The sequence below is a fragment of the Paracoccus sp. pheM1 genome (assembly GCF_018499825.1).
Classification (GTDB): domain Bacteria; phylum Pseudomonadota; class Alphaproteobacteria; order Rhodobacterales; family Rhodobacteraceae; genus Paracoccus; species Paracoccus versutus.
The window spans coordinates 23165-48791 of sequence record NZ_JAGXCX010000003.1 but is presented as its reverse complement, the minus strand read 5'-3'; the positions used below and the strand labels follow the sequence as shown (position 1 = coordinate 48791).

27 protein-coding genes are annotated in these 25627 nt (G+C 69.0%); 8 read left to right on the top strand and 19 right to left on the bottom strand.

From position 1 onward, the window contains the following. Window positions 1-50: 50 nt before the first annotated feature. Window positions 51-1061, bottom strand: coding sequence for a LacI family DNA-binding transcriptional regulator (locus KF941_RS23100; protein WP_214274675.1), 1011 nt, complete (start codon window positions 1059-1061; stop codon window positions 51-53). Between the two features lie 96 nt (window positions 1062-1157). On the opposite strand from KF941_RS23100, the gene KF941_RS23095 reads away from it, so the two are divergent. From KF941_RS23095 to KF941_RS23075, 5 genes are read left to right on the top strand one after another with little or no spacing between them, the layout of a single operon-like run. Further along, a complete protein-coding gene (locus tag KF941_RS23095) occupies window positions 1158-2210 on the top strand; it encodes a sugar phosphate isomerase/epimerase (RefSeq protein WP_214274674.1) in 1053 nt (350 codons plus the stop codon). Continuing rightward, window positions 2207-3301 (top strand): Gfo/Idh/MocA family oxidoreductase, encoded by a 1095-nt coding sequence (locus tag KF941_RS23090; RefSeq protein ID WP_214274673.1) that lies wholly within the window; start codon window positions 2207-2209, stop codon window positions 3299-3301. The genes KF941_RS23095 and KF941_RS23090 overlap by 4 nt, the downstream gene beginning before the upstream one ends. Then, window positions 3298-4782 (top strand): sugar ABC transporter ATP-binding protein, encoded by a 1485-nt coding sequence (locus KF941_RS23085; protein ID WP_214274672.1) that lies wholly within the window; start codon window positions 3298-3300, stop codon window positions 4780-4782. Before KF941_RS23090 ends, KF941_RS23085 begins: the two co-directional genes overlap by 4 nt. Continuing rightward, on the top strand, window positions 4779-5747 hold the full coding sequence (locus tag KF941_RS23080) for an ABC transporter permease (protein ID WP_214274671.1): 969 nt from the start codon (window positions 4779-4781) through the stop codon (window positions 5745-5747). Before KF941_RS23085 ends, KF941_RS23080 begins: the two co-directional genes overlap by 4 nt. An 18-nt stretch (window positions 5748-5765) precedes the next feature. Further along, on the top strand, window positions 5766-6725 hold the full coding sequence (locus KF941_RS23075) for an ABC transporter substrate-binding protein (RefSeq protein ID WP_036755294.1): 960 nt from the start codon (window positions 5766-5768) through the stop codon (window positions 6723-6725). A 54-nt stretch (window positions 6726-6779) separates the two neighbouring features. On the opposite strand, the gene KF941_RS23070 is transcribed toward KF941_RS23075, so the two are convergent. Further along, on the bottom strand, window positions 6780-7922 hold the full coding sequence (locus KF941_RS23070; RefSeq protein WP_214274670.1) for an alpha-D-ribose 1-methylphosphonate 5-triphosphate diphosphatase: 1143 nt from the start codon (window positions 7920-7922) through the stop codon (window positions 6780-6782). 95 nt (window positions 7923-8017) lie between these two features. Between KF941_RS23070 and KF941_RS23065 the strand changes: the two genes are divergently transcribed. Further along, window positions 8018-8698 (top strand): DUF1045 domain-containing protein, encoded by a 681-nt coding sequence (locus KF941_RS23065; RefSeq protein ID WP_214274669.1) that lies wholly within the window; start codon window positions 8018-8020, stop codon window positions 8696-8698. On the opposite strand, the gene phnN is transcribed toward KF941_RS23065, so the two are convergent. The 7 genes from phnN to phnG are packed head-to-tail and all read right to left on the bottom strand — an operon-like array spanning window position 8680 to window position 13642. After that, window positions 8680-9213, bottom strand: a complete 534-nt coding sequence (gene phnN, locus KF941_RS23060; RefSeq protein WP_214274668.1) for a phosphonate metabolism protein/1,5-bisphosphokinase (PRPP-forming) PhnN — start codon at window positions 9211-9213, stop codon at window positions 8680-8682. The two genes, KF941_RS23065 and phnN, sit on opposite strands and share 19 nt — an antisense overlap. After that, window positions 9210-9893 carry a phosphonate C-P lyase system protein PhnL gene (phnL, locus tag KF941_RS23055; protein ID WP_214274667.1) on the bottom strand — a complete coding sequence of 228 codons (684 nt, stop codon included), beginning with the start codon at window positions 9891-9893 and terminating at the stop codon, window positions 9210-9212. The genes phnN and phnL overlap by 4 nt, the downstream gene beginning before the upstream one ends. Window positions 9894-9896: 3 nt before the next feature. After that, window positions 9897-10679 carry a phosphonate C-P lyase system protein PhnK gene (gene phnK, locus KF941_RS23050; protein ID WP_214274666.1) on the bottom strand — a complete coding sequence of 261 codons (783 nt, stop codon included), beginning with the start codon at window positions 10677-10679 and terminating at the stop codon, window positions 9897-9899. Further along, window positions 10676-11548: an alpha-D-ribose 1-methylphosphonate 5-phosphate C-P-lyase PhnJ gene (locus KF941_RS23045; RefSeq protein WP_140847041.1), complete on the bottom strand. Its 873-nt coding sequence runs from the start codon at window positions 11546-11548 to the stop codon at window positions 10676-10678. Before KF941_RS23045 ends, phnK begins: the two co-directional genes overlap by 4 nt. Continuing rightward, window positions 11545-12627 (bottom strand): carbon-phosphorus lyase complex subunit PhnI, encoded by a 1083-nt coding sequence (locus KF941_RS23040; protein ID WP_114537972.1) that lies wholly within the window; start codon window positions 12625-12627, stop codon window positions 11545-11547. The genes KF941_RS23045 and KF941_RS23040 overlap by 4 nt, the downstream gene beginning before the upstream one ends. Continuing rightward, window positions 12627-13193: a phosphonate C-P lyase system protein PhnH gene (phnH, locus tag KF941_RS23035; RefSeq protein ID WP_214274665.1), complete on the bottom strand. Its 567-nt coding sequence runs from the start codon at window positions 13191-13193 to the stop codon at window positions 12627-12629. Before phnH ends, KF941_RS23040 begins: the two co-directional genes overlap by 1 nt. After that, on the bottom strand, window positions 13190-13642 hold the full coding sequence (phnG, locus tag KF941_RS23030; RefSeq protein WP_214274664.1) for a phosphonate C-P lyase system protein PhnG: 453 nt from the start codon (window positions 13640-13642) through the stop codon (window positions 13190-13192). Before phnG ends, phnH begins: the two co-directional genes overlap by 4 nt. Window positions 13643-13760: 118 nt before the next feature. On the opposite strand from phnG, the gene phnF reads away from it, so the two are divergent. Continuing rightward, the gene (gene phnF / locus KF941_RS23025; RefSeq protein WP_214274663.1) at window positions 13761-14528 is read left to right on the top strand and encodes a phosphonate metabolism transcriptional regulator PhnF; all 768 of its coding nucleotides are present in this window, start codon (window positions 13761-13763) and stop codon (window positions 14526-14528) included. A gap of 116 nt (window positions 14529-14644) precedes the next feature. On the opposite strand, the gene KF941_RS23020 is transcribed toward phnF, so the two are convergent. The 10 genes from KF941_RS23020 to KF941_RS22975 all read right to left on the bottom strand — a co-directional run bounded on the left by KF941_RS23020 (window position 14645) and on the right by KF941_RS22975 (window position 24458). After that, window positions 14645-15502, bottom strand: a complete 858-nt coding sequence (locus KF941_RS23020; RefSeq protein WP_214274662.1) for a DUF2189 domain-containing protein — start codon at window positions 15500-15502, stop codon at window positions 14645-14647. Between the two features lie 378 nt (window positions 15503-15880). Further along, on the bottom strand, window positions 15881-16678 hold the full coding sequence (gene pcaD, locus KF941_RS23015) for a 3-oxoadipate enol-lactonase (protein WP_214274661.1): 798 nt from the start codon (window positions 16676-16678) through the stop codon (window positions 15881-15883). A gap of 62 nt (window positions 16679-16740) precedes the next feature. Then, complete coding sequence (locus KF941_RS23010; RefSeq protein ID WP_214274660.1) at window positions 16741-18072, bottom strand: aromatic acid/H+ symport family MFS transporter; 1332 nt, start codon at window positions 18070-18072, stop codon at window positions 16741-16743. Window positions 18073-18109: 37 nt separating this feature from the next. Beyond that, window positions 18110-18895, bottom strand: coding sequence for a benzoate diol dehydrogenase BenD (benD, locus tag KF941_RS23005; RefSeq protein WP_214274659.1), 786 nt, complete (start codon window positions 18893-18895; stop codon window positions 18110-18112). Next, window positions 18892-19920 carry a benzoate 1,2-dioxygenase electron transfer component BenC gene (gene benC, locus KF941_RS23000; RefSeq protein ID WP_214274658.1) on the bottom strand — a complete coding sequence of 343 codons (1029 nt, stop codon included), beginning with the start codon at window positions 19918-19920 and terminating at the stop codon, window positions 18892-18894. Before benC ends, benD begins: the two co-directional genes overlap by 4 nt. 34 nt (window positions 19921-19954) lie before the next feature. Further along, window positions 19955-20464 carry a benzoate 1,2-dioxygenase small subunit gene (gene benB / locus KF941_RS22995; protein WP_036755337.1) on the bottom strand — a complete coding sequence of 170 codons (510 nt, stop codon included), beginning with the start codon at window positions 20462-20464 and terminating at the stop codon, window positions 19955-19957. Further along, window positions 20461-21819, bottom strand: a complete 1359-nt coding sequence (locus KF941_RS22990; RefSeq protein WP_036755340.1) for a Rieske 2Fe-2S domain-containing protein — start codon at window positions 21817-21819, stop codon at window positions 20461-20463. Before KF941_RS22990 ends, benB begins: the two co-directional genes overlap by 4 nt. Before the next feature lie 119 nt (window positions 21820-21938). Then, on the bottom strand, window positions 21939-22877 hold the full coding sequence (gene catA, locus KF941_RS22985) for a catechol 1,2-dioxygenase (RefSeq protein WP_214274657.1): 939 nt from the start codon (window positions 22875-22877) through the stop codon (window positions 21939-21941). A 73-nt stretch (window positions 22878-22950) separates the two neighbouring features. Next, window positions 22951-23241, bottom strand: coding sequence for a muconolactone Delta-isomerase (gene catC, locus KF941_RS22980; RefSeq protein WP_214274656.1), 291 nt, complete (start codon window positions 23239-23241; stop codon window positions 22951-22953). 2 nt (window positions 23242-23243) lie between these two features. Beyond that, the gene (locus KF941_RS22975; RefSeq protein WP_276315889.1) at window positions 23244-24458 is read right to left on the bottom strand and encodes a muconate/chloromuconate family cycloisomerase; all 1215 of its coding nucleotides are present in this window, start codon (window positions 24456-24458) and stop codon (window positions 23244-23246) included. 143 nt (window positions 24459-24601) lie between these two features. Here KF941_RS22975 and KF941_RS22970 point away from each other — a divergent pair, with 143 nt between their 5' ends. Next, window positions 24602-25555, top strand: coding sequence for a LysR family transcriptional regulator (locus KF941_RS22970; protein WP_214274655.1), 954 nt, complete (start codon window positions 24602-24604; stop codon window positions 25553-25555). Window positions 25556-25627 lie beyond the last annotated feature (72 nt).

Genomic DNA, 25627 nt, shown 5'->3' with positions numbered 1-25627 from the left:
CCGCCGCGACTGCAACAAGGGGCGCCCCGCCGCGGGCGCCCTTTTTCCGTTCAGGGCGGCGGCGCCGTCGTCTCGCGCAGCATCAGCCGCGGCGCCAGCAGGGTCACGGCCGGGATCTCGCGCCCGGCGATGCGGTCCAGGATGATCCGCGCCGCCTTGCGGCCGATCTCGCGCTTGGGCTGGCGGATGGTGGTCAGCGCCGGGGACAGGTGCGAGACCAGCTCGATGTCGTCGAAGCCGACGATGGACAGGTCGCGCGGCACATGATGCCCGGCGCGCTGAAGCCCGGACATGAAGGCGCAGGCCATCTCGTCGGAAAAGGCAAAGATCCCGGTCGGCCGGTCGGCCGGTGCCAGCGCCTGCCAGGCCAGGGCCGCCTGCTGCCCGGATTGCATGGTGAAGTCGCCGGGAAACTCGGTGATCCGCGCCCCGCCCGCGGCCTCATGCGCGCCTTGCCGGCGCGCCTTGTGCAGCACGTTGCCGGGCGGGCCGCCGATCACGCCGATATGGGCGTGGCCAAGCGCGCGCAGATGCGCCACGGCCAGCCGCCCGCCCTCGCGATTGTCCAGCATCACGCGGGGCAGGTCAGCGCCCTCGATCCATTCGCAGGCGGTGACGACCGGCGGCAGGTCCGCCCGCCCCGCCAGGTCGCCAAAGGGCGCCAGCCCGTCCAGCAGGATGATCCCGTCCGCGCGCGAGGGGTCCAGGAAACGGTCCAGCCGGGTGTGGCGGCCGCTGTCCTCCAGCGTGTCGGCGACCAGCAGGTCATAGCCTGCGGTGGCCAGTTCGCGCCCCATGCCGTCCAGGATCTTGGCAAAGAAGGGATTGCCCAGGTTCGGCACCAGCGCCACCACGCAGCCGGTCCGCTGCTTGCGCAGGTTCCGTGCGGCGTGGTTCATGCGATAGCCGGTCTCGGCCACGGCCTGCATCACCGCCTCGCGCGTGGCCTTGGCCACCACCGCCGGATTGGACAGCACCCGGCTGACGGTCGAGGCCGACACGCCCGCGCGCCTTGCGACATCCGACAATCTGGCCCGTCCGGGCGGGATCTGGCTTTCCATCGCCAAAGGTTACGCGCCCGGCGCGATGCGGTGCAAGAAAATGTTTGCAATCGATTGCAGAGCGGTGCAGCCTGACCCTTGGGGAGAGAGGGGATCATGCGGACCATCAAGGGACCGGCGCTGTTTCTGGCGCAGTTCATCGGCGATACGGCGCCTTTCGACAGCTGGGACGGCATCACCCGCTGGGCGGCCGATTGCGGCTATCTGGGCGTGCAGGTGCCGACCAGCGACCCACGCATGCTGGACCTGGCGCGGGCCGGGGAGTCGCAGGACTACCGCGACGAATTCCTGGGCATCGCCCGGCAGAACGGTGTCGAAGTAACCGAGCTTTCGACGCATCTGCAAGGCCAGCTCGTCGCCGTGCATCCGGCCTATGACGCCGGTTTCGACGCCTTCGCGCCGCCGGCCCTGCGCGGCAATCCCCGCGCGCGGCAGGAATGGGCGGTCGATCAGGTCGCCCGCGCCATCCGGGTCAGCCGGCTGCTGGGCCTGGACCGGATGGCGACGTTCTCGGGCGCCCTGGCCTGGCCCTACCTCTACCCCTGGCCGCAGCGCGCGCCGGGGCTTGTCGAGGCGGCGTTCGACACGCTGGCCGCGCGCTGGCGCCCGCTGCTGGACCTGGCCGAGGATCACGGCATCGACCTTTGCTACGAGATCCATCCGGGCGAGGATCTGCATGACGGCGCGACCTTCGAGATGTTCCTGGACCGGGTCGGCGGCCACGCGCGGGCGAACATGCTTTACGATCCCTCGCATTATGTCCTGCAACAGCTTGATTACCTTCAGAACATCGACATCTATCACGACCGCATCCGCATGTTCCACGTCAAGGATGCCGAGTTCCGCCCGACCGGCCGGCAGGGTGTCTATGGCGGCTATCAGCCCTGGGCGGATCGCGCCGGCCGCTTCCGCAGCCCCGGCGACGGGCAGGTCGATTTCCGCAGCGTGTTTTCCAAGCTGACGCAATACGGTTTCGACGGCTGGGCGGTGGTCGAATGGGAATGCGCGCTGAAACACCCCGAGGACGGGGCACGGGAAGGCGCGCGTTTCGTGCGCGACCATGTCATCCGTGTGACACCCCATGCCTTCGACGATTTCGCCGCCAGCCGCGTGGACCGCGCGGCCATCGACAGGGCGCTGGGGCTATGAGGCCGGTTCGCCTGGGCATGGTCGGCGGCGGCAGCGGCGCCTTTATCGGTGCGATCCACCGCATCGCCGCGCGCATGGACGGGCGCTTCGCGCTGGTCGCGGGGGCGCTGTCCTCGGACCCTGCCCGCGCGGCAGCCAGCGCAGCCGAGCTGGGCATCCGCAGCTATGGCGATTTCGCCGAGATGGCGCGGGCCGAGGCGGCGCGCGAGGACGGGATCGAGGCGGTCAGCATCGTCACCCCGAACCACCTGCATGCCGCCCCCGCCGCGGCCTTCCTGCGCGCCGGCATCCATGTGATCTGCGACAAGCCGCTGGCGGCGACGCCCGAACAGGCGCACGAGATCGCCGAGGCCGCGCAGGCCAGCGGTGCGCGGTTTTTCCTGACCCACAACTACTGCGCCATGCCCATGGTGCGCGAGGCCCGCGCGCTGGTGGCCGAGGGCGCGTTGGGCGACATCCGGCTGGTGCAGGCCGAATACCTGCAAGGCTGGCTGGCCGACCCGGCCGAGGGCAAGCAGGCCGAATGGCGCACCGATCCCGCCCGCGCCGGGGCCGGCGCCATCGGCGACATCGGCACCCATGCCTGGCAACTGGCGCAATTCGTCACCGGCCAGACGCCCGCGTCCCTGTCGGCGGAACTCTCCAGCATGGTGCCGGGCCGCGCGGTCGACGACGATGCCCGCATCGCGCTGCGCTACGGCTCGGGCGCGCGGGGCGGCATCTGGGTCAGCCAGGTCGCCGTCGGCCAGGAAAACGGGCTGTCGCTGCGGGTCTTTGGCACCAAGGCGGCGCTGGAATGGCGCCTGCCCGACCCCGAGCGGCTGATCCTGTCGCCCAAGGACGACCCGGCCCGCATCCTGACGCGGGCGCAGGACCGCAGCGCCTCATATCGCACCCCGCCCGGCCACCCCGAGGGCTACCTGGAAGGTTTCGCCAATCTATACCGTGATATAGCGTCGATCATTCAAGGCGATTCCAGCCTTGCAGACCGCGTGCCGGGGCTGGATGCCGGGCTGTCGGGCATGGGTTTCATCGCCGCCGCGCAGGCGTCCTCGGCACGGGGCGGCGCATGGGTCGAGGTCGGGCCATGACCGTTCTGGCGCTCGACAACGTCTCGAAACGCTTCGGCTCGATCGAGGTCCTGCACGGCGTCGACCTGGCGCTGGAGCCGGGCGAGGTCCATGCCCTGATCGGCGAGAACGGCGCCGGCAAATCCACCATCATGAAGATCCTCGGCGGTTTCCTGGACCCGACCTCGGGCCAGGTGCTGCTGGAGGGCCAGCCCGTCCGCTTCGCCAGCGGCCCCGAGGCCGAGGCGCAGGGCATCGTCGTCATCCACCAGGAGTTCAACCTTGCCCCCGACCTGACCGTGGCGGCGAACGTGTTCCTGGGGCGCGAACCCGGCGGCTGGCGGCTGGACCATGCCGCCATGCGGGACGCCACCGCCGCGCTGCTCAAGCGGCTGGACACCCGCATCGACCCCGATGCGCGCATCCGCGACCTGTCCGTGCCCGACCGCCAGATGGTCGAGATCGCCAAGGCCCTGTCGCGCAAGGCCCGCGTGCTGATCATGGACGAACCCAGCGCCGTGCTGACCCATCGCGAGGTCGGCTCGCTTTACCAGCAGATCAACCGGCTTCGGGCCGAGGGGGTGGCGATCCTTTACTGCTCGCACCGGCTGGACGAGGTGGCGCATCTGGCCGACCGCATCACCGTGCTGCGCGACGGCCGCGTGGTGCGCCGGGCGCTGCGCGGCGAGCTGACCGAGGACGGCATGGCCACCGCCATGGTCGGGCGCGAGTTGCAGGATTTCTACCCGCCCAAGGGCCAGCCGGGCGACGCGCCTGCGCTGGAGGTGCGGGGTCTTTCGGTGCCCGGCCGGGTCCGCGACGTCAGCTTTACCCTGCGGCGCGGCGAGGTGCTGGGCATCGCCGGCCTCGTCGGCTCGGGGCGCACCGAACTGGCCGAGGGGCTGGTCGGCCTGCGCGCATCGCAGGGCGAGATCCGGGTCGAGGGCCGGCCGGTCGCCATCCGCAGCCTGCGCGACGCCTTTGCCGCCGGCCTCGCCTATCTGACCGAGGACCGCAAGGAAGCCGGCCTGCTGCTCGACAAGGGGCTGCGCGAGAACCTGACGCTGGCCACGCTGGAGCGCTTCGGCACCTGGCGGCTGGACACCAGGGCCGAGGACGCCGCGCTGGACAGCGCCACGCGCGAATTCGACATCCGCGCCCCGCGCCGCGACATGCCGGCCGGCAAGCTTTCCGGCGGAAACCAGCAGAAACTGTTACTGGCCAAGGTTATGCTTCCAGATCCTAGAATCATTCTTATCGACGAGCCGACGCGCGGCATCGACGTGGGCACCAAGCGCCAGATCTATGCCTTCATCCGCAAGCTCGCCGCCGAGGGCCGCAGCCTGATCGTCATCAGCAGCGAGATGACCGAGGTGATCGGCCTTTCGGACCGCGTGCTGGTCATGCGCGAGGGGCGGCTGGCCGGCGAACTCGACGGCGAGGACATGACCGAAGACCGCATCGTCCGCCTGGCCATGGGCGTCACCGGAGAAGCCGCATGAAACTCGACTTGCATACCCTTGGCCCGCTTGTCGCCCTGGTCGCCCTGGTGATCCTGGGCGCGGCGCTGAACAGCGCCTTCCTGGCGCCGGCGAACATCACCAACGTGCTGGCGCGCTCGGCCTTCATCGGGCTGATCGCGGTCGGCATGACCTTCGTCATCACCGCGGGCGGGCTGGACCTGTCGGTGGGGTCCATGGCCGCCTTTCTGGCCGGGATCGCCATCATCGCCATGAACGCCGCCCTGCCCGGCCTGGGCAGCAACTGGGGCACGATCCTGCTGGGCATGGGCGTCGCGGTCCTGGGCGGCATCGCAGCGGGCTACCTGAACGGCGCGCTTGTCACCAAGGCGCGGATCGAGCCCTTTATCGTCACGCTGGGCACCATGGGCATCTTCCGCTCGCTGGTGACATGGCTGGCCGACGGCGGCACGCTGAGCCTCGACTACGGGCTGCGCACGCTCTACCGGCCGGTCTATTACGGCGGCATCGGCTGGATCACCTGGCCGATCATCGTCTTTGCCATCGTCGCGGTCCTGGGCGAATGGACCATGCGCCATTCCCGCTTTGGCCGGCATGTCGAGGCCATCGGCTCGAACGACCGCGTCGCGCGCTATTCGGCCATCGACGTGAACCGGATGCGGCTTCTGACCTATGTGCTGCTGGGCGTGCTGGTCGGGCTGGCGGTGGTGCTTTACGTGCCGCGCCTCGGCTCGGCCTCGGGCTCGACCGGGGTTCTGTGGGAGCTTGAGGCCATCGCCGCAGTCATCATCGGCGGCACGGCGCTGAAAGGCGGGCGCGGCCGGGTCTGGGGCACGGTGGTCGGCGTGCTGATCCTGTCGCTGATCGACAACATCCTGAATCTGGCCGATCTGGTCAGCCCCTATCTGAACGGGGCGATCCAGGGGGTCATCATCGTTCTTGCTGTCGTCTTGCAGCGGGAGAAACGCACCGCCGAGGAGCGGTGACTGGGGAGGAAGCAACAGATGAAACGCAGAAGCCTGATGAAAGCCGCCGCGCTGATGGCCGCGATGGGGATCGCCGCCCCCGCCGTCGCGCAGGAGGCCGAGAAGAAAATCATCGGCGTGTCGATCCCGTCGGCCACGCATGGGTTCATGGGCGGGCTGAACTGGCACGCGCAGGACACGATCAAGCGGCTGGGCGCGACCTATCCCAACCTTGAATTCGTGCTGTCCACCGCCGGCGATCCGGCCAAGCAGGTCAACGACATCGAGGACATGATGGCCACGCGCAACATCGACGCGCTGGTGGTGCTGCCCTTCGAATCCGAGCCGCTGACCGCCCCGGTCAAGGCGGTCAAGGATGCGGGCAAGTTCGTGACCGTGGTGGACCGCGGGCTGAGCCAGGAGGGGATCGAGGATCTTTACGTGGCCGGCGACAACACCGCCTTCGGCCGCGTGGCGGGGGAATATTTCAAGGGAAACCTTGAGCCCGGCGCCAAGATCGTGGTGCTGCGCGGCATCCCGACCACGCTGGACAACGAGCGCGTCGATGCCTTCCGTGCCGCGCTGGAGGGCTCCGAGGTCGAGATCCTGGACATGCAGCACGGCAACTGGAACCGCGACGACGCCTTTGCGGTGATGCAGGACTACCTGGCGAAATATCCGCAGATCGACGCGGTCTGGGCCGCCGACGACGACATGGCCATCGGCGTGCTCGAGGCGATCTCGGCCGCGAACCGCCAGGACGAGATGTGGGTGATCGGCGGCGCCGGCATGAAGGAGATCGTCAAGCGCATCATGGATGGCGACAAGCAGCTGCCGGTGAACGTGACCTATCCGCCGGCGCTGATTTCCTCGGCCATCGAGATGACGGCGCTGAACTTCGTGTCGAACGCGCCGATGACCGGGCGCTTCATCATCGGCAGCCAGTTGATCACGCCCGAGAACGCCGAGCAGTTCTATTATCCCGACAGCCCGTTCTGAACGGGCCGCCCGCGCAGCCCCCTTGCCTCGGCGGGGCTGCGTCCGGCGATGCGATCAGGCCACGCGGGCCCCCTGCACCCAGGCGCCGCGCAGCGCGGCGCCGCGGCCGATGCGGGCGACGCGGATCACGTCGGCCCGCGTGCCGGGGGCCAGCCGGCCGCGGTCGGCCAGCCCGGTCGCCTGGGCCGGGCCCTGGGTCACGGTGGCGATGCCGCGCGCCATGTCCCCCCACAGATCGCCCAGCAGCAGCGCCGCCGACAGCAGCGACGAAGGCACGTAGTCCGAGGACAGGATGTCCAGAAGCCCCGCCTCGGCCAGGTCCGCCGCCGCGACATTGCCCGAATGGCTGCCGCCGCGGATCAGGTTCGGCGCCCCCATCATCACCCGGATGCCGTGGTCGCGGCAGGCGCGCGCGGCCTCGGCCGTGGTCGGGAACTCGGCGAAATGCGCGCCATGCCCGGCCGAGACCGCGACCTGCGCCGCCGTGGTGTCGTCATGGCTGGCCAGCACCGCGCCATAGCGCCGCGCCTCGGCCACCGCCGTTTCCTCGTGCAGCGCGCCCAGCCGTTCGCGCAGGGCGCGCTGGCTGGCGACATGGTCGGCAAAGCCCTCGTCCGACAGGCCGTGCTTGCCGCAGACGTAATCCTTGAGCTTGGAGATGTCGCGGAACTGCCGCTCTCCGGGCGTGTGGTCCATCAGGCTGACGATGCCGATGCGGTCCTGGGGACCGAACTTGGCCATCTCGGCCACCAGGGTTTCGGAACAGACCTCGGCCCGCAGGTGCAGGTAATGGCTGATCTTCAGCGCGCCCATGGACCGCAGCTCCAGGATCTCGTCGGCCAGGGCGCGGGCATATTCGCCGTAATTCGCCTTGCCGTCCGACACGACCGACCCCACGCGCAGCGCGTCGAAGACCGTGGTGATGCCTACGCTGGCCAGTTCGCCGTCATGGGCCAGGATCGCCGCCTGATGCGGCCAATGCACGCGGGGGCGGGGCTGGATATGGCGCTCCAGATTGTCGGTATGCAGCTCGATCAGCCCCGGCATCACCAGATCGCCGCCGCAATCCACCGCGCCTGGCGGCACGGCCGCGCCATGGTCGATGGCGCTGATGCGGCCATCGGCCATGTGCAGCGCGCCGCGGATCACCTCGCCGGGCAGAACAAGCGTGGCGTTTGCAAGGATCGTCTTGGTCATCTTCTGTCGTCCTGTCTTGCGTCCGGGTTCATGGACGGGCTGAATGCCAGCGCCGTGTCACAAGCCTGTGACACGCCAGCGATAAGAGCCTGCGCATGGACATGATAAAGCGTTACGCCGTCTATTACGCCCCGCCCGAGGGCGCATTCGCCAGCCGCGCCAGCGCCTGGCTGGGCTGGGATGCCGCCGCGGGCCAGCCGCTGGACCCGCCCGACCTGGGCCTGCCGGCCGCCGAGATCACCCGCGACCCGCGCAAATACGGCTTTCATGGCACGCTGAAGCCGCCCTTCCGGCTGGCCGAGGGCCGGGATGCCGACGAATTGCACCGCGCCGTGGCGGGGCTGGCCCGGCGGCTTTCGCCCGTCACCCTGCCCGGCCTGCGGCTGGCCAGCCTGGGCGGTTTCCTGGCGCTGGTGCCCGAGGGCGACGCAGCGCCGCTGCAAGCCCTGGCCGCGACGGTGGTGGCGGCGCTCGACGGCCTGCGCGCGCCCCTGACCGAGGCCGAGATCGCCCGCCGCCGCCCCGATCGCCTGACCCCGCGCCAGCGCGAATTGCTGCGGCTTTGGGGCTATCCCTATGTCATGGAGGAATTCCGTTTCCACCTGACCCTGACCGACCGGCTGGAGGAACCGCTGGCCACCCAGGCGGCGCAGATCCTGGATGCGCATTTCGCCCCGGTCCTGCCCCGGCCCTTTCGCATCGCCGACCTGTGCCTGTTCGGCGAGGCCGAGGACGGGCGCTTTCGCCTGCTGCATCGCTATACCCTTTCCGGCTGAAGCGCGGCCAGAAAGCGCGCGAGCCCCTGTTCGGGCGTGCCGTCGTTCACCACCACCCGCGGCACGATGCCCGGCGGCAGCGGAAATCCCGCCCGCGCCAGCCGTGCCGCCTGGTCCGCGCCGCTTTCGCGCCCGCGCCCGGCCAGCCGCTGCGCCAGCACCTCGGGCGGTGCCGTCACCAGCAGCACCGTCAGGCCGGGGAACCGCGCCTGCGCCTCGGCCAGCACGGCGCGGCTGGCGTTGATGAGCAGCGTCCCCTGCCCGGCCAAGGCTTCGGCCGGGATGCCGTAGCCCAGCCCATGCGCGCGCCAATGCAGGGCGAATGCGCCGGCCTGCCGGCGGGCGGCGAACTCGGCCTCGGTCACGCCCTCGAAATCCTCGCCGCCGGCCTCGGCCGGGCGGGTTACGACGCGGCGGGCGGCGCGGATGTCGGGCCGCGCGGCGCAGGCCAGCGCCATCAGCGTGTCCTTGCCCGCGCCCGAGGGGCCGACCACGGCGACCAGCCGCCGGCTCATGCCGCCAGCCCCGGCGTGAAGCCGGTCACGTCGACCAGCCGGTCGCAGACCCGGTCCCGCGCGCCCTCGTCGTGGAAGATGCCCAGGATCGCCGCGCCGCGGGCCTTGGCCTCTTCGATCAGGCACAGCACCACCTCGCGGTTCTGCGCATCCAGGCTGGCGGTCGGCTCGTCCAGCAGCAGGGCCGGATAGTCATGGGCAAAGCCGCGGGCGATGTTCACGCGCTGCTGCTCGCCGCCCGAGAAGGTGGTGGGGGAAAGCCCCCACAGCCGCTCGGGGATGTTCAGCCGCGCCAGCAGATCGGCGGCACGCGCCCGCGCGGCCTCGGGGGCGACGCCCAGCCGCAGCAGCGGCTCGGCCACAACCTCCAGCGTGGGCACGCGCGGCACGACGCGCAGGAACTGGCTGACATGGCCCAGGACCGCGCGGCGCAGCGCCAGGATCTGGCGCGGCTCGGCCGTGACCACGTCGACCCCGCCGATGCGGATCGACCCGCCCCCGGCCAGGTAGTTGCCATAGACCATGCGCATCAGCGTCGATTTCCCGGCGCCCGAGCGGCCGACCAGCCCGACGCATTCGCCGCTGGCCACGCGCAGATGCGCCCCCGCCATCACCGGGATCGCCACCCCGCCCTGGTTGTGCAGGGTAAAGCTTTTCGTAAGGTTCCGGATCTCGATCATGGTTCACACCTGCAGGACGGAGGACACGAGCAGCTGGGTATAGGCATGCTGCGGATCGTCCAGCACCTGGTCGGTCAGCCCGGTTTCCACCACCCTGCCCGACTTCATCACCATCAACCGGTCGGCGAGCAGCCGCACCACCGCCAAGTCATGGGTGACGATCACCACCGACAGGCCAAGGTCGCGCACCAGCCCGCGGAGCAGATCCAGCAGCCGCGCCTGCACGCTGACGTCGAGCCCGCCGGTGGGTTCGTCCATGAACACCAGCCGCGGTCCCGTCACCAGGTTGCGCGCGATCTGCAAGCGCTGCTGCATGCCCCCGGAAAAAGCCGAGGGGCGGTCGTCGATGCGGTCCGCCGCGATCTCGACCCGGCCAAGCCAGTCGGTGGCACTCTCGCGGATGGCGGCATAGTTGCGCGCGCCCACGGCCATCAGCCGCTCGCCGACATTGCCGCCGGCGGAAACGCCCATGCGCAGCCCGTCGCGTGGGTTCTGGTGGACATAGGCCCAGTCGCCGCGCAACAGCCGGCGCCGCTCGGCCTCGGAGAATGCCAGCACATCGGCACCGTCGAACAGGATCCGCCCCTGGTCCGGGCGCTGGTGCCCGGCCAGGCAGGACAGCAGCGTCGATTTCCCCGAGCCGCTTTCGCCGACGATGCCCAGCACCTCGCCGGGGTAAAGGTCGAAGCCGACATCGGCGCAGCCGATCCGCGGGCCGTAGCGTTTCGTCAAGCCCTGCACCGACAGCAGCGGTGCGGCGGTGATGGCGTTTTGCATCAGGGTCATGGCGCGTCTCCTTGCGGCGACAGGCGGCCGCGATGCCCCTGCGCCTGGCGCGCGGCGCAGAAATCGGTGTCGGAACAGACGAACATGCGCGTGCCGCGGTCGTCGGTGATGACCTCGTCCAGATAGCTGCTGCCCGAGCCGCACAGGTCGCATGCGTGATCGGCCTTGGAGGCCGTGAAGGGGTGGTCCTCGAAATCCAGGCTGACCACGTCGGAATAGGGCGGCAGGGCATAGATCCGCGCCTCGCGCCCGGCGCCGAACAGCTGGATCGCCGGATTGCCGGCCAGCTTCGGGTTGTCGAACTTCGGGATCGGCGAAGGGTCCATGACATAGCGCCCCTCGACCCTGACCGGATAGGCATAGGCGGTCGCGATCTCGCCATGCCGGGCGATGTCCTCGTAAAGCTTGACGTGCATCAGCCCGTATTCCTCAAGCTCGTGCATCTTGCGCGTCTCGGTCTCGCGCGGCTCCAGGAAGCGCAGGGGTTCGGGGATCGGCACCTGGTAGACCAGGATCTGCCCCTCGGCCAGCGGCTGCTCGGGGATGCGGTGGCGGGTCTGGATCACCGTAGCGTCAGTCGTGCGCTCGGTGGTTGCGACCCCCGCCGTGCGCTGGAAGAAGCGGCGGATCGATACGGCGTTGGTGGTGTCGTCGGCGCCCTGGTCGATGACCTTCAGCCGGTCGTCCGGGGTCAGGCAGGCCGCCGTCACCTGCACGCCGCCGGTGCCCCAGCCATAGGGCATCGGCATCTCGCGGCTGGCGAAGGGCACCTGGTAGCCGGGGATCGCCAGCGCCTTCAAGAGCGCGCGGCGGATCATCCGCTTGGTCTGTTCGTCCAGATAGGCGAAATTATAGGCTTGGTCGGTCATTCCGCCGCCTCCTGCATCTGCATCGCCTCGCGCCGCATGCGCCGGACCAGTTCCAGCTCGGCCTGGAAATCGACGTAATGCGGCAGCTTGATATGTTCGAGGAAACCCGTCGACTGGATGTTGTCGCAATGGCTTAGCACGAATTCCTCATCCTGCGCCGGGGCGCCGGTGAAATCCTCGCCCAGTTCCTGCCAGCGCAGGGCGCGGTCCACCAGCGACATGGAAATAGCCTTGCGCTCGGACTGGCCCATGACCAGGCCATAGCCGCGGGTGAATTGCGGCGGCTCGGTGCGGGAGCCCTTGAACTGGTTCACCGTGTCGCATTCGGTCAGCTCGACCTCGCCGATCTCGACGGCGAAGCCCAGCTCGGGCAGATCGACCTGAACCGCGACGCGGCCGATGCGCAATTCACCGACGAAGGCATGGGTGCGGCCGTAGCCGCGCTGCGTGGAATAGGCCAGCGACAGGGTGAACCCCTCGTCCGCCCGCGCCAGCGCCTGCAGGCGCAGCGCGCGCGAGGCCGGCAGTTCCAGCGGCTGGCGCGTCAGGTCGGGGGCGGGCGTGTCCTCGGCCGGCTGCTGCTCGATCAGCCCGTCGCGGTCCAGCAGGCCGGTGACATGCGGCACCGGCTCGTCCCGCGCAGGCGCCTGGGGCGCGGGCGGCGCCTCGCCCTCGGCGGCCAGCGCGAAATCCAGCAGGCGGTGGGTATAGTCGAAGGTCGGCCCCAGCACCTGCCCACCCGGCAGATCCTTGAAGGTGGCCGAAACGCGGCGATCGACCGCCATCGCCGCCGTGTCGACCGGGCGCGAGGCGCCGAAGCGCGGCAAGGTGGTGCGATAGGCGCGGATCAGGAACACCGCCTCGATCAGGTCGCCGCGCGCCTGCTTGATCGCGAGCGCCGCCAGGTCGGGATCGTAGAGCGAGCCCTCGGCCATCACCCGGTTCACCGCCAGCGCCATCTGCTCGCGGATCTGGGCCACGGTCAGCTCGGGGATGGCGGGGTCGCCGCGGCGTTCCTCGGCCAGCCAAGCGTGGGCGGCGTCGATGGCGCGCTCGCCCCCTTTGACGGCGACATACATCAGGCGTCCTCCACGATGGTGCTGCGCGGCAGGGCGGCAAGGCGCGCGCCGCAGGTCAGGATGCAATCGAAGCCCAGCGGGAACAGCGCCCGGTTGGCGCGGAAGGCGGCGGTCTCGGGCAGGGACAGCCGCGCCTCGGTTTCGATGCCGGGGCCGGTCAGGCAGGCGCCCTCGGGCTCCAGCCGGTCCATCTCGACGATCAGCGTGGCCGAGCGGTCGGGATAGGACGGCTCGCCGATGCGGAAGCGGCCGAGGGGGTGCAGAGCGTCCCAGGTGCCAATCGCGAATTGCGCCTGTTCGGCCGCGACCAGCGGCGCGCCGGTGTGAAAGCCGATCCAGCCCCGTAGCGCCTCGCAATCCGCTGCACCCGCCAGATGCAGAGGCGTGGTGGCATCGGTCAGGGTCAAGAGCGCCACCCCGGCCGCGACCGAGAGGGGCGCGGGCGGCCGGGCGCCCTCGACGGCAAGGATGCGGCCGGGGCGCGCCATGGCCTCCAGGAGAGCGCGGAAGGCATGGGCGGATTGGGTCGAGGGGTCGGCGAAGCCGCCGGTCAGGATGGCGTTCATGCGTCCTCTCCGCGCAGCATGGTGAAGAATTCGACGCGGGTCGCGGCGGCCCTGGCGGCGCGGCTGGCGCGGGCCTGGGCGGCCTCGGCCCGCAGAGGGGCCAGCACCTGCGCCTCGATCCGCGGCGCGGCCCCGGTCTGCATCAGCGCATCGGCCAGGGCGGCGCGGGCGGCATGGGCCTTGTCGCGGCCCTGCACGCAGGCATGGCCCACCGCGCCCTCGGCCAGCCGGACCGAGCAGCGGGTCACGGTCATCTCGCCCAGGTTGAAGGGCGCGCCGGTGCCGCCGATGCGGCCCTGCACCATGACGGTGCCGATTTCGGGCGCGCGCAGCATCTCATGCGCAGGCAGGTCGGGCAGCAGCGCCGCAAGCCGCCCCGGCGGCGCCTTGGCCAGGGCCGAGATCCAGTCGCGGCGCAGGGCGATTTCGGATGGGGATGGTTGGGACATTCCGGGCCTCGACAAGCTTGCGGGTTTGTCTAGATTACTATACAACTAGACAAGTGATAGCCCGCCCGCCGATTCTGCTCAAGGGGTGGCATCGTGAATTTTTGGTGACGGAGGCGACATGGCCCGCAGTCCGATCTGGAAATCCATCGCCGACACGCTGGCGGCCGAGATCGCCGAGGGGCATTACCGCCCCGGCGACAAGCTGCCCTCCGAGGCGGTGCTGGCCGCGCGGTTCGGCGTCAACCGCCATACCGTGCGCCATGCGCTGGCCGCGCTGGCCGAGGCGGGGACGCTACGCTCGCGCCGTGGCGCCGGGGTCTTCGTCGCGGCGCGGCCCACGGATTACCCGCTGGGCCTGCGGGTGCGGTTTCACCAGAACATCACCGCCTCGGGGCGCACGCCCTCGCGCCGGCTGACGCTGGCCGAGACGCGCGCCGCCAATGCCGAAGAGGCCGAGGCGCTGCACCTTGCCCCCGGCAGCCCGGTGCATGTGGTCGAGGGCGTGTCGCTGGTCGATGGCCAGCCGGTGGCGGCGTTCCGCTCGGTCTTCGATGCCGGGCGTTTCCCGGAACTGCTGCGGCATGTGGCGGCGATCCCTTCGGTCACGGCGGCGCTGGCGGAATGCGGGCTCAAGGACTACACCCGCGCCTCGACCCGGCTGACGGCAGAGCTTGCGCCTGCGGTGATGGCGCTGGCGCTGGAGGTGCCCGAGGGCGCCCCGATGCTGCGCTCGGTCGCGGTGAACGTGGATGCGGGCGGCGTGCCGGTCGAATATGGCACCACCTGGTTCGCCGGCGACCGGGTGACGCTGACCCTGCGCCCCGAGGACGGCGGCCAGGGCGTCGGCACCTTGCCGCCCACCGGAAAGGCCCCGCGCAACTCATAGCCACCCGCCAGCCCATGCGATGGGCAGGCCGCCGCGAACGCAGTCCCCGGCGGCGGAGATTTGCAGCGGCTGCGCCAGCCCTGCGCTTGCTCTGCAACGGGCTCGGTCGATTGCCCCTAGCCCACGGCCCGGCGGTAAAGGTGCCATGTCGCGTGGCCGAGGATGGGCAGCACGATGATCAGCCCGGCAAAAAGCGGGATCATCCCCAGCACCAGCGCGCCGGCGACGATCAGCCCCCAAAGCGCCGTCGCGCCAGGGTTGCGGCGCGCGACGGCGAGCGAGGTCGCCAGCGCCACCGGCACCCCCACCGGGCGGTCGATCAGCATCGGGAACGACACCAGGCTGACGCACAGCACCACGGCGGCAAAGACGAAGCCGACGCCGATCCCGGCAAGGATCATCGCCCAGCCCGCGCCGGTGGTGAAGCTGTCGCGCAGCAGGACGAGCAGGCTGTCATAAGGCCCCGGCCCCAGGGTGACGACCCAGATCGCATGCGCGGCAAGCAGCCAGAAGGCAAAGATCACCGCGAGCAGCAAGCCCAGCATCAGCACCGGCCCAAGCACCCGGCCGGTCAGCGTCGCCAGCACCGCGCCCCAATTCGTATCCTCGCCCCGCTCGCGCCGCCGGCTCATCTCGTAAAGGCCGATCGCCGCGACAGGTCCGATCAAGGGAAAGCCCGCGGCCAGCGGGAACAGCAGATGCACCTGCCCCGCGTTGAACGCCCAGGCGGCAAGGACGAAGCCGATCACCGGATAGAGCGCCACCGCAGTGATCACGTCGGTGCGCAGCGCGGCAAAGTCCTCGACGCCCTTGCGAAGCGCCGCGCGGATGTCGCCCCAGCCGATCTGGTTGACCGTGGGCACGGCTCTTTCGTGGCTGCCGATCCCGTCCACCGCCGCCCCGGCGCTGCGGCCTATGCCGGCCAGCCTCTGCGCGCTCCAGCTCAGCGGGTTTCCAATCGTCTCTCGGTGCATGGCTGCATCCTCCCTTCCTGGAGGGCCCGCGATAGGGCGAGGCGTCAGCCGGGGAATCCGGCCCCCCGCCCGCGAACATGCCGGGCCGAACCGTCCTCGACGGGTAGTCTAGCAGATACAGCGCAAGGTTGCACTCGGGGAATCGCGTGCCTTGTCCCTTGCCGCCGCCCCGTCGCCGAGGGAGAGGCCGCCGCGCTCAGGGCATGGTGTCCATGGCGACCTGCCGCCGCACCGGGCGAAAGGCGGCCTGACGGCGGGCGCAGGATCGGATGGCGGCCGCTCGCCCAGGCACGGCAGCGCGTGGGCCGACGGCGTCATCCATGAGAAACCGGCTGACGCCGAGGCCGAATTCGGGATGACGTTGCCGCCCCCGCTCCTTCAGGCACCGCATGGGGCTGCGGTCAGAAAGTCCTTCAAGGCGATGTCGAAGCGCGGCGCCGATTCCCGGTTCACGATATGCCGCCCCGGCAGGGACAGGTGACGCCCGCAGCGCACCGCTTTGGCGATCATGGCCAGTTCGGCGGGCGGGCAGACCGGATCGTCGTCGCCGGAAATCGCCAGCAGCGGATTGGCGATCCGGGGAAGGCGGTCGCGAAGATCCGCGCTGGCAAGCGCGGCGCAGCATCCCACATAGCCATCGACCGCGGTGGCGGCGAAACCGTCCAGGATCGCCTTGACCGTGGCAGGATGGGTCGCGCGAAAGCCGGGCGTGAACCAGCGTTCCGCAGTCGCGGGAACAAGACCGCCAAGGCCGTTTGCCCGGACCTCGTCGATGCGGGCATGCCAGCTTTCGGCGGTGCCGATCCGGGCGGCCGTCGCGCAAAGAACCATGCGCCCAAGCCGCGCGCCGGCGTGGATGCCCAGCCATTGCCCGGTCAACCCGCCGATGGACAGGCCGCAGAAATGGCTGCGCCTGATGGACAGCGCGTCCCACAGCGCGATCACGTCGCCGCCCAGATCGGCCAGGCCGTAAGGCGGCACCGGCGCGCCGGACCTGCCATGGCCGCGGCGATCATAGCGCAGGATGCGGAAATCCTGGGAAAGGCTGGCGACCTGGGCGTCCCACATGTGCAGGTCGGTGCCCAGGGAATTGCAGAAGGTCAGCCATGGCTTCTTCCCTGCCGCGCCGTCGATGCAATAGTGAAGCCGGTGGGTGGGCAGGTCCAGATAGGGCATGGTCGGCCTTTCATGCGGATTTGGACGCGCGGCCGGAACCGCGCGCCTGTTTGCGGTGATGCTCAGGCGGCGGCAAGCCGCGTCGCGTCGCGGGCGCGACCGTTGGCAAGCGCAAAGACCAGCATCGCCAGGGCCGAGAGCGCCGCCGGGATCGCGAAGAGCATGAAGTTCTGCTCCAGCGGCAGTTCCCGCGCCAGCAGCACCCCGCCCAGCGTCGGCCCGACGATGGCGCCGATCCGGCCCACGCCCGAGGCCCAGCCAAGTCCCGTCGAACGGACCGACAGGTTGTAAAGCTGCGCCACGCTGGCATAAAGCAGGATCTGCGTGCCGATGGTCGTCGCCCCGGCGACAAAGACCAGCAGGAACAAGAGCCCCGGCGCCGGGTTGAAGCCGATCAGCGCAATCGAGACCGCCGCCGCGGCAAAGAAGCCCACCACGACCTTGGGCAGGCCGAAGCGGTCGCCCAGGCGTCCGCCCATGATCGCCCCCGCCATGCCGCCGAAGTTCAGCGAGAACAGCGACAGCAGGCTGGCCCGTTCGGCATAGCCGGCCTCTTGCAGCACCTTGGGCAGCCAGGACGACAGCAGATAGACCAGCAACAGGCAGCAGAAGAAGGACAGCCACAGCATCAGCGTGCGCAGCGTCCGGCCGTGCCGGAACAGCTCCGCCACCGATGCCGATGCGCCCTTGGCCTCGGCAAAGACCAGACGGTCCTCGGGGGCCAGCGGCGTGGCCGGGTCGATGCGGGCAAAGATGCGCCGCGCCTCGTCCTGCTTGCCCTGGCGGATCAGGAAGCCCAGCGATTCCGGCAGTTTCCACAGGACTAGCGGCAACATCAGCAGCGGCACGGCGGCGATGAAGAACATCGGCCTCCAGCCGAAGCTGGGGATCAGGCCGATGCCCAGGCCCGCCGCGACCATGCCGCCGACCGAATAGCCCGAAAACATCAGCGCGACCATGGTGCCGCGCAACCGCCTGGGCGCATATTCGTTCATCAGCGCCACCGCGTTCGGCATCAGCCCGCCGCAGCCCAGGCCCGCGATGAAGCGGAAGACCTTGAACTGCTCGGGCGAGTTGGCAAAGCCCGTCAGCACGGTGGCCGAGGTGAACAGCACGAAGCTGATCGCCACGCCCTTCTTGCGGCCGATCCGGTCGGCCAGCGGGCCAAGGATCAGCGCGCCGAACATCATCCCGAACAGCGCCCAGGCCTGCAGCGCGCCCGCCTGCGGCTTGGTCAGCCCCCATTCCACGATCAGCGTGGGCAGCACCGTGCCCGCCACGAACACGTCGTATCCATCGACCACCAGCAGCGCGCCGCAAAGCGCGACCACCCTCCATTGAAAGCTGCCGAACGGGCCTTGGTCGATGGCCTCGTTCACGTCTATGCTGCGCATTCCTTGTCTCCTCCCTGTCTCGTCGTTGAAATCACGGTCAGCCGCTGTCGCCCCCCGCGACGGGCAGGACCGAGCCGGTGATGTAGGACGCCTCGTCCGAGGCCAGGAACAGGATCGGCGCGGCCTGTTCGTCGATGCTGCCGTAGCGGCGCATGAAGGCGGATTGCCTGACCTGGTCCACGACCTCGGCCATCCAGCGCCGTTCGTCGGCGCTGTCGCCATCGGCATTGCGCGGGACGCGGCGCGGCGGCGCCTCGGTCCCGCCGGGGGCGGTGGCGACCACGCGGATGTTCTGGCCGGCCATCTCCATCGCCAGGGATTGCGTGATCGCGTTGACGCCGCCCTTGGCCGCCGAATAGGGCACGCGGTGGATGCCGCGCGTCGCGTTCGACGAGACGTTGACGATGGTGCCGCCGCCGCGCGCCAGCAGATGCGGCAGGACCGCATGGCAGCAATACAGCGTCGGCATCAGCGAGCGGCGGATCTCGGCGTCGATCTGGGCCGGTTCGAATTCGGCAAAGGGCCGCATCCGTATTGCGCCGCCGACATTGTTGATCAGGATGTCGATGCCGCCGAAGGTGCGGGCCGCATGGCGCATCGCCGCATCGGCGCCGTCCCAGGTTTCCAGGTCGGCGGTGAAGGCCGCGGCACTGCCGCCCGCTTCCGCCGCCACCTCGGCGACGAAATCGGCACGGTCCACGAAGAGCACCCGCCCCCCTTCGGCCGCCGCGCGCAGGGCGACGGCGCGGCCGATGCCCTGCGCCGCCCCGGTCACGACCAGCACCTTGCCCGCAAAGCGCCCGGCAAAGACGGCCCCGGTCATGCGATGGCCTTCAGCGGCGCGTTGGGGGTGAACTTCTCGTAATGGAAGCTGGCGGGCTGCACGCCCTGCCCGTCCAGGTAATGCCGCACGGCATCGACCATGGGCGGGGGTCCGCAAAGATAGACATCGACCCCGCCGGCGGCCAGCATGTCCTCGGGCATGTGCTGCGTCACCCAGCCGCTGCGGGGATGGCCGGATGCGGGATCCGCCACCACGGTCGCAAAGGTGAAGTTCGGCAGGCGGCCGGCATGGGCGGCCAGCTCATCGACCAGCACCAGATCCTGATCGCGCGTCACGCCATAGACCAGGTGGATCTGGCGCCGCGACCCGGCCCGCGCCAGAACCTCCAGCATCGACAGGAAGGGCGCCAGGCCGGTGCCGCCCGCCAGGAACAGCAGCGGGCCTTTGCCGTCGCGCAGGTAGAAGCTGCCCATCGGCCCGGTCAGGTCCAGCCGGTCGCCCGGCTTGGCGCGCGCCAGCCAGTTGCCCATCAGCCCGCCGGGGATCTTCTTGATCAGGAAGCCCAGACTGCGCTCGCCCGGAGCGGAGCTGAAGGAATAGGACCGATGATCGCCGCTGCCCGGCACGGCGATGTTGACATATTGCCCCGGCAGGAAGGCGGGCGCCTGCGCCTCGTCGTCCACCGCCAGTTCCAGCACCACGGCGGCGTCCTGATGCGGCTCGATCCGGGTCACGGTGGCGGCGAAGACCTGCTGGCCGGTCTTGCAGGCCAGCGAGGTCGTCGGCACCGACAGCACGCAATCCGAGGACGGCACCATCTGGCAGGTCAGGACCAGCCCCTCGGCGGCCTCGTCCTCGGTCAGGGCGTCGTCGATATAGTCGTCGCCCATGTCATAGGCGCCGCTTTCGGCGCGGCACTTGCAGGTGCCGCATACCCCGTCCGAACAGTCCATCGGCAGGTTGATCTTGTTGCGGAACGCGGCGTCGAGAACCTTCTCGCCCGGCTTGCAATCGACGAAGCGGGTGATCCCGTCCTCGAAATTCAATGCGATGCGATAGCACATGGTCGCCTCCTCCTTGCGGTTGTGCTGGGACGGGTCAGACGTGGTAGACGTCGATGACCTGGCGGATGTAGTCGTTCTTCAGGACGATCTTCTTGGCGGCGATGACCAGCCCGCCGTCGTCCTTGCGCAGGGTCACGAAGATGGTGCCGAAGAACTGGTCGGTGACCTTGTAGCGGTGGTTCAGCGTGTGGAAGTTGTAGCGCACGTCCACCTCGGAGCCGCGGTCCTCGACCACCTCGACGTTCTGGACGGCGTGGCTGGTGCGCGGCTCGGGGGTGGATGCGCCCGAACGCTCGGTCTTGATGCGAAAGACGCGATCCTCCAGCCCCTCGCGGTTCGGGTAGTAGATCAGCGAGATCTGGGATTGCGGATCCTCGGTGATCTGGTCGTTGTCGTCCCAGGCGGGCATCCAGTAGGGCGCATCGGGGGCATAGCAGGTCAGCCATTCGTCCCATTGCCGGTCGTCGAGCAGGCGCGCCTCGCGATAGAGGAAGGCGCAGATGGCATTGTAGTCCAGGCGGGTTGCGGTGTGATCCAGGCTCATGCCGCCTCTCCCTGCTTCTCGGCCGCGAGCGCGCTGCGCATGACCTCGGCCCAGTATTCGTGCTGGCAGACGAAAAGCCCCTCGTCCTCGCTGCGTTCGCCCGACAGCAGCGGCTTCAGCCCCATGCGCCGGGCATTCTCGTCCGGCCCGTCGATCCACAGCGGCGCGCCGCGCGACATGTCGTTCCACAGCGCCAGGGTGCCGGCGTAAGCGGTCTGGCAGGCGCGGAATTCCTCGAGGTCGTCCGAGGTGCCCATGCCCGAGACGTTGAAGAAATCCTCGTATTGGCGGATGCGGTGGGCGCGGTCCTCGGCGGACTCGCCCTTGGGGGCGAAGCAGAAGATGGTGACTTCGGTCTTGTCCACGCCCAGCGGGCGCACGACGCGGATCTGGGTGCTGAACTGGTCCATCAGGAACACGTTCGGATAGAGGCACAGGTTCCGGGTCTGGTTGACGATGAAGCCGGCCTTCTCCTCGCCCAGGCGGGCGGCGATTTCCTCGCGGCGGTTCCAGACCGGGCGGACCTCGGGGTTCCTGGTGTTGGTCCACAGCAGGATATGGCCGTTCTCGAAGCCATAGACGCCGGCGACCGATTTCGACCAGCTGTTGGCGTCCACCGCCTTGGTGCCGGTTTCGCTGCGCCGGTCCATGGTGGTGGCATAGTTCCAATGCACCGAGCTGACATGGTAGCCGTCGCAGCCGTTCTCCATCTGCAGCTTCCAGTTGCCGTCGTAGATATAGGAGGAATTGCCGCGCAGCACCTCCAGCCCCTCGGGGGCCTGGTCGACGATCTGGTCGATGATGACCTTGGTCTCGCCCAGGAAATCCTCGAGCGAGGCCACATCGGGATTGAGGCTGCCGAACAGGAAGCCGCGATAGCTTTCGAAGCGCGCCACGCGGGTCAGGTCGTGCGAGCCGTCCTTGCCGAACTGCTCGGGATATTGCGTGGTCTTGGCGTCCTTGACCTTCAGAAGCTTGCCGGTGTTCGAAAAGGTCCAGCCGTGGAACGGACAGGTGAAGCTGCCCTTGTTGCCCTGCTTGCGGCGGCACAGCATCGCGCCCTTGTGGGCGCAGGCGTTGATGACCGCGTTCAGCGCGCCGGTCTTGTCGCGGGTGATGACGACCGGCTGGCGACCGATCCAGGTGGTGTAATAGTCGTTGATTTCGGGGATCTGGCTTTCATGCGCCAGATAGACCCAGTTGCCTTCGAAGATGTGCTTCATTTCCAGCGCGAACAGATCTTCGTTGGTGAAGATGTCGCGGCGGCAGCGGTAGAGGCCGGCCTCCTTGTCGTCCTGCACGGCAACGGCCAGCAGATGTTCCAGATCGCGTGCCTTTTCGATGATCGCGGACATGAGTTCTCTCCCCAGGGGGAGGCACGTTTCGCGCGCCAGCCCCTGCCAATGTCGGTGATGAAAGGTGGGTTCGAGCCGGGCGGCCGCCCCCCGTCCGAGGGGCCGCCCGAAGACACGGGTCAGGCGACGGCGCGGCGGCGCTGTTCGTTGACCTGGTTGTCCACGCCGTCGATCAGCGCGGTCAGGTGGATGTCGAACTGGATCTCGGCGAAGGGGCCGTTGAGGTTGTTGGCGTGGATGCTGGCCTCGTCCGTGCGCTCGACGACCTTCGGCACCAGCCCCTCGCGGGTCGCATAGGCGAAGTCGTCGTCGATCAGCGGATCGCCCTCGATGTTGATCTGCGTGGTCAGCTTGCGGTGGCTGTCGGCGCTGATGAAGAAATGGATATGCGCCGGGCGCTGGCCGTGGCGGCCCAGGGCGGACAGCAGCTTTTCCGTCGGGCTGCCGGGCGGCACGCCATAGCCGCTGGGCAGGATGCTCTGGAACTTGTAGCGGCCGTCCTGGTCGGTGATGATGGTGCGGCGCATGTTGAACGGCGCCTGCTTTCCGGTCGGGTCGAAATGCGAATAGAAGCCGCGGGTGTCGCAATGCCACACCTCGACCTTGGCGCCGGGCAGCGGCTTGCCGTCCGCGCCATGCACGGTGCCATGCATGATCAACGTGTGCCCGTCGGCATCCGTGCCGTCGTCGAGCCGCGCAAAGCCCACCGATTCCGGGGCGCCGGCGACGTAAAGCGGGCCCTCGATGGTGCGCGGCGTCGGATTGTCGATCCCCAGCGCGGCGTCGATGGCGTCGAGCCGTTCGTCCAGGAAATGGTCGACGCCGAGTCCGGGCGAGATCAGCCCCGCCTGCCCGGCCGCGCCCAGATCGTTCAGCCAGGCCACGCCCGTCCAGTATTCGTCGGGGGTGATGTCCAGGTCGTCGATGGCCTTGAACAGGTCGGACATCAGCCGGTGGATGATCTGCTTCATGCGCGGGTTGCCGCTGGCGCTGTTCTGCCCGCTGAGTTCGCGCAGGAACGCCTGCACGTCGGGCCGGTCGAAAATCTTGACAGTCATGGTCTCTCCTCCTGGATTCTCGTGGAAACTGGGACGGGTCGGCTCCTCCGCCGGCCCTTTGGGAATGATGGCTCTAGCGGTCGTCCTCGCGGATCGAGGACGGGTGGCGCAGCAGGGGCGTCACCTCGATCCTCATGAAGGGAAACAGCGGCAGGCCCGACAGGATCTCGTGCAACTCGGCATTGTCCCGGACGTCGAGGATGCTGAAATTCGCGTATTCGCCCGCGATGCGCCAGATGTGCCGCCACTTGCCGCTGGCCTGCAGCGCCTGCGAATAGGCCTTTTCCCGCGCGATGATCTCGGCCGCCTCCTCGGCGGGCAGGTCGCGGGGGATGTTCACATCCATCCGAACATGGAACAGCATCGTCATCCTCCTTGGCCGGCGGGGCGGGTCTTGCGGTGCAGGCCGTCGCGGGCAAAGAACGCCACGCGGTCGTCGTCCAGCTGGATGCCGAGCCCCGGCCCGGACGGAACCGTCAGCGCGAAGTCGCTGTAATCCAGCGGCTCGCACAGGATCTCCTCGGTCAGAAGCAGCGGCCCGAACAGTTCCGTGCCCCATTGCAGGTTCGCGAAGGTCGAGAAGGCATGGGCCGAGGCGATGCTGCCCACCGCGCCTTCCAGCATGGTGCCGCCGTAAAGGCCGATCCCGGCGGCATCGGCGATGGCCGCCACCCGCAGCGCGTTGAAGCAGCCGCCGCATTGCTCGATCTTGACGGCAAAGACATCGGCGCCATGCACCCTGGCGAGCTCGAAGGCCGATTCCGGGCCGGAAAGCGATTCATCGGCCATCAGCGCCGTGGGAAAGCGGCGCACCAGCCGCACCAGCCCCGCGGCCGCGGCCACAGGCTGCTCGACCAGCTCGCAGCCGGCATCGGCCAGGGCCGCCATGCCATGGGCCGCCTCGGTCTCGCTCCAGGCCATGTTCACGTCGACCCGCACCGCGGCGCGGTCGCCAAGCGCGCGCTTGATCGCCGCGACATGGGCGATGTCGTCGCGGATGTCGCGGGCGCCGATCTTCAGCTTGAAGATGCGGTGGCGGCGCAGGTCCAGCATGCGCTCGGCCTCGGCGATGTCGGTCGCGGTATCGCCCGAGGCCAGCGTCCAGGCCACCGCCAGCCGGTCGCGGCGCCGGCCGCCCAAAAGCTCGCTGACCGGCAGGCCCAGCCGCTTGCCATGCGCATCCAGAAGCGCGGTCTCGACGGCGCTCTTGGCAAAGCGGTTTTCCTTGACCGCCTTGCCGATGCGCGCCATCAGCGCCTGGATGCGGGTCGCGTCCTGGCCCAGCATCACCGCCGCGAAATAGGTGTCGATCGCCAGCTTCATGCTTTCGGGGCTTTCGCCGCCATAGGCCAGCCCGCCGATCGTCGTGCCTTCGCCGATGCCGACCACGCCGTCGCTGCAATGCAGCTTGACCAGCATCAGGGTCTGGCCGTTCATCGTGGCGACCGACAGCTTGTGCGGCCGGATGGTGGGCAGGTCGACCAGGATGGTCTCGACCCGGTCGATGACCGGGCTGACGGCGTTGGTCGGGGCAAGGGGTGCGAATGTCTGGTTCATGCCGGCAAGATTGCGGCCGGCCATGCCTTTCGTCCAACACCGTTTGGGTTTGATACTATGCTCTGAAGGTATTATACTGCGAATTATCCCGCATTTCAGCGGGTTGATCCGCCGCAAAATACCCAGGACGCGGGTAAGATTCGTCTGGCAGACAGGAGGGGCTTTCCATGGATTTGCGGCAGTTGCGCTATTTCGCCGCCGTCGCGCGCGAGCGCAACTTTACCCGCGCAGCCGAAAGCCTGCACATCGCCCAGCCGCCGTTGAGCCGGCAGATCCAGCTGCTCGAGGAAGAGCTGGGCGTCGTCCTGATCATCCGCAAGAGCCGGCCGATCAAGCTGACCGATGCGGGACGCCTGTTCTATGAACAGGCCCTGCAGGTGCTGGGGCGGGTCGACCAGATGAAGGATGCGACGCGGCGGGTGGGCATGAACCGCAACCGGGTGCTGTCCGTCGGCTTCGTGGCCTCGACGCTTTATGGCGGCCTTCCGTCGCTGATCAGGAAGCTGCGCCAGAACGCGCCCGAGCTGGATATCCAGCTGCTCGAAATGCTGTCGATCCAGCAGATACCGGCGCTGAAGGAAGGCCGCATCGACATCGGCTTCGGCCGCCTGAAGCACAGCGACCCGAATGTCGTCAGCACGCTCATGCGCGAGGAACGCCTTGTCGTCGCGCTGCCCGAGGGCACGCCCCTGGCCCAGGACGACGCGCCGCTGCCGCTTGCCGCCGTCGCCGGCCAGAAGCTGATCGTCTATCCCAAGGAGCCGCGCCCCAGCTATGCCGACCAGGTCCTGAGCCTGCTTCAGGACGAGGACATCCGTCCCTCCGAGGTGCTGGAGGTCCGGGAGATCCAGACCGCCCTTGGCCTGGTCGCCGCGGATTCGGGCGTCTGCATCATACCGTCGTCGGCCCGGCAGATGCGGTCCGACGTGCAGTATCGCCTTATCGACAGCCCGCGGGCGGTGTCCCCGGTAATCCTTTACCACCGCGCGGGCGATGCGTCGCGCCATCTCGACCTGGTCAAGCGGCTGATTGGCGACATGTATGCCGAAAAACCGGCCTGGCTTGAAGCCAACAACCTTCGCCCGCCGCCTTCGGAAGGCCGCAAGCCCAACCGCGCGTAAGGCCATGCGCCGGGTTCGCCCTGGGGTGCCTGCCCTCACGCGGGGGCGCAAGCAGGGTTGGGGCATGACCGA

Coding starts and splice junctions, on each gene's coding strand:
- KF941_RS23100 (WP_214274675.1), bottom strand. CDS start 1,061: ATGGAAAGCCAGATCCCGCCCGGACGGGCCAGATTGTCGGATGTCGCA.
- KF941_RS23095 (WP_214274674.1), top strand. CDS start 1,158: ATGCGGACCATCAAGGGACCGGCGCTGTTTCTGGCGCAGTTCATCGGC.
- KF941_RS23090 (WP_214274673.1), top strand. CDS start 2,207: ATGAGGCCGGTTCGCCTGGGCATGGTCGGCGGCGGCAGCGGCGCCTTT.
- KF941_RS23085 (WP_214274672.1), top strand. CDS start 3,298: ATGACCGTTCTGGCGCTCGACAACGTCTCGAAACGCTTCGGCTCGATC.
- KF941_RS23080 (WP_214274671.1), top strand. CDS start 4,779: ATGAAACTCGACTTGCATACCCTTGGCCCGCTTGTCGCCCTGGTCGCC.
- KF941_RS23075 (WP_036755294.1), top strand. CDS start 5,766: ATGAAACGCAGAAGCCTGATGAAAGCCGCCGCGCTGATGGCCGCGATG.
- KF941_RS23070 (WP_214274670.1), bottom strand. CDS start 7,922: ATGACCAAGACGATCCTTGCAAACGCCACGCTTGTTCTGCCCGGCGAG.
- KF941_RS23065 (WP_214274669.1), top strand. CDS start 8,018: ATGGACATGATAAAGCGTTACGCCGTCTATTACGCCCCGCCCGAGGGC.
- phnN (WP_214274668.1), bottom strand. CDS start 9,213: ATGAGCCGGCGGCTGGTCGCCGTGGTCGGCCCCTCGGGCGCGGGCAAG.
- phnL (WP_214274667.1), bottom strand. CDS start 9,893: ATGATCGAGATCCGGAACCTTACGAAAAGCTTTACCCTGCACAACCAG.
- phnK (WP_214274666.1), bottom strand. CDS start 10,679: ATGACCCTGATGCAAAACGCCATCACCGCCGCACCGCTGCTGTCGGTG.
- KF941_RS23045 (WP_140847041.1), bottom strand. CDS start 11,548: ATGACCGACCAAGCCTATAATTTCGCCTATCTGGACGAACAGACCAAG.
- KF941_RS23040 (WP_114537972.1), bottom strand. CDS start 12,627: ATGTATGTCGCCGTCAAAGGGGGCGAGCGCGCCATCGACGCCGCCCAC.
- phnH (WP_214274665.1), bottom strand. CDS start 13,193: ATGAACGCCATCCTGACCGGCGGCTTCGCCGACCCCTCGACCCAATCC.
- phnG (WP_214274664.1), bottom strand. CDS start 13,642: ATGTCCCAACCATCCCCATCCGAAATCGCCCTGCGCCGCGACTGGATC.
- phnF (WP_214274663.1), top strand. CDS start 13,761: ATGGCCCGCAGTCCGATCTGGAAATCCATCGCCGACACGCTGGCGGCC.
- KF941_RS23020 (WP_214274662.1), bottom strand. CDS start 15,502: ATGCACCGAGAGACGATTGGAAACCCGCTGAGCTGGAGCGCGCAGAGG.
- pcaD (WP_214274661.1), bottom strand. CDS start 16,678: ATGCCCTATCTGGACCTGCCCACCCACCGGCTTCACTATTGCATCGAC.
- KF941_RS23010 (WP_214274660.1), bottom strand. CDS start 18,072: ATGCGCAGCATAGACGTGAACGAGGCCATCGACCAAGGCCCGTTCGGC.
- benD (WP_214274659.1), bottom strand. CDS start 18,895: ATGACCGGGGCCGTCTTTGCCGGGCGCTTTGCGGGCAAGGTGCTGGTC.
- benC (WP_214274658.1), bottom strand. CDS start 19,920: ATGTGCTATCGCATCGCATTGAATTTCGAGGACGGGATCACCCGCTTC.
- benB (WP_036755337.1), bottom strand. CDS start 20,464: ATGAGCCTGGATCACACCGCAACCCGCCTGGACTACAATGCCATCTGC.
- KF941_RS22990 (WP_036755340.1), bottom strand. CDS start 21,819: ATGTCCGCGATCATCGAAAAGGCACGCGATCTGGAACATCTGCTGGCC.
- catA (WP_214274657.1), bottom strand. CDS start 22,877: ATGACTGTCAAGATTTTCGACCGGCCCGACGTGCAGGCGTTCCTGCGC.
- catC (WP_214274656.1), bottom strand. CDS start 23,241: ATGCTGTTCCATGTTCGGATGGATGTGAACATCCCCCGCGACCTGCCC.
- KF941_RS22975 (WP_276315889.1), bottom strand. CDS start 24,458: ATGGCCGGCCGCAATCTTGCCGGCATGAACCAGACATTCGCACCCCTT.
- KF941_RS22970 (WP_214274655.1), top strand. CDS start 24,602: ATGGATTTGCGGCAGTTGCGCTATTTCGCCGCCGTCGCGCGCGAGCGC.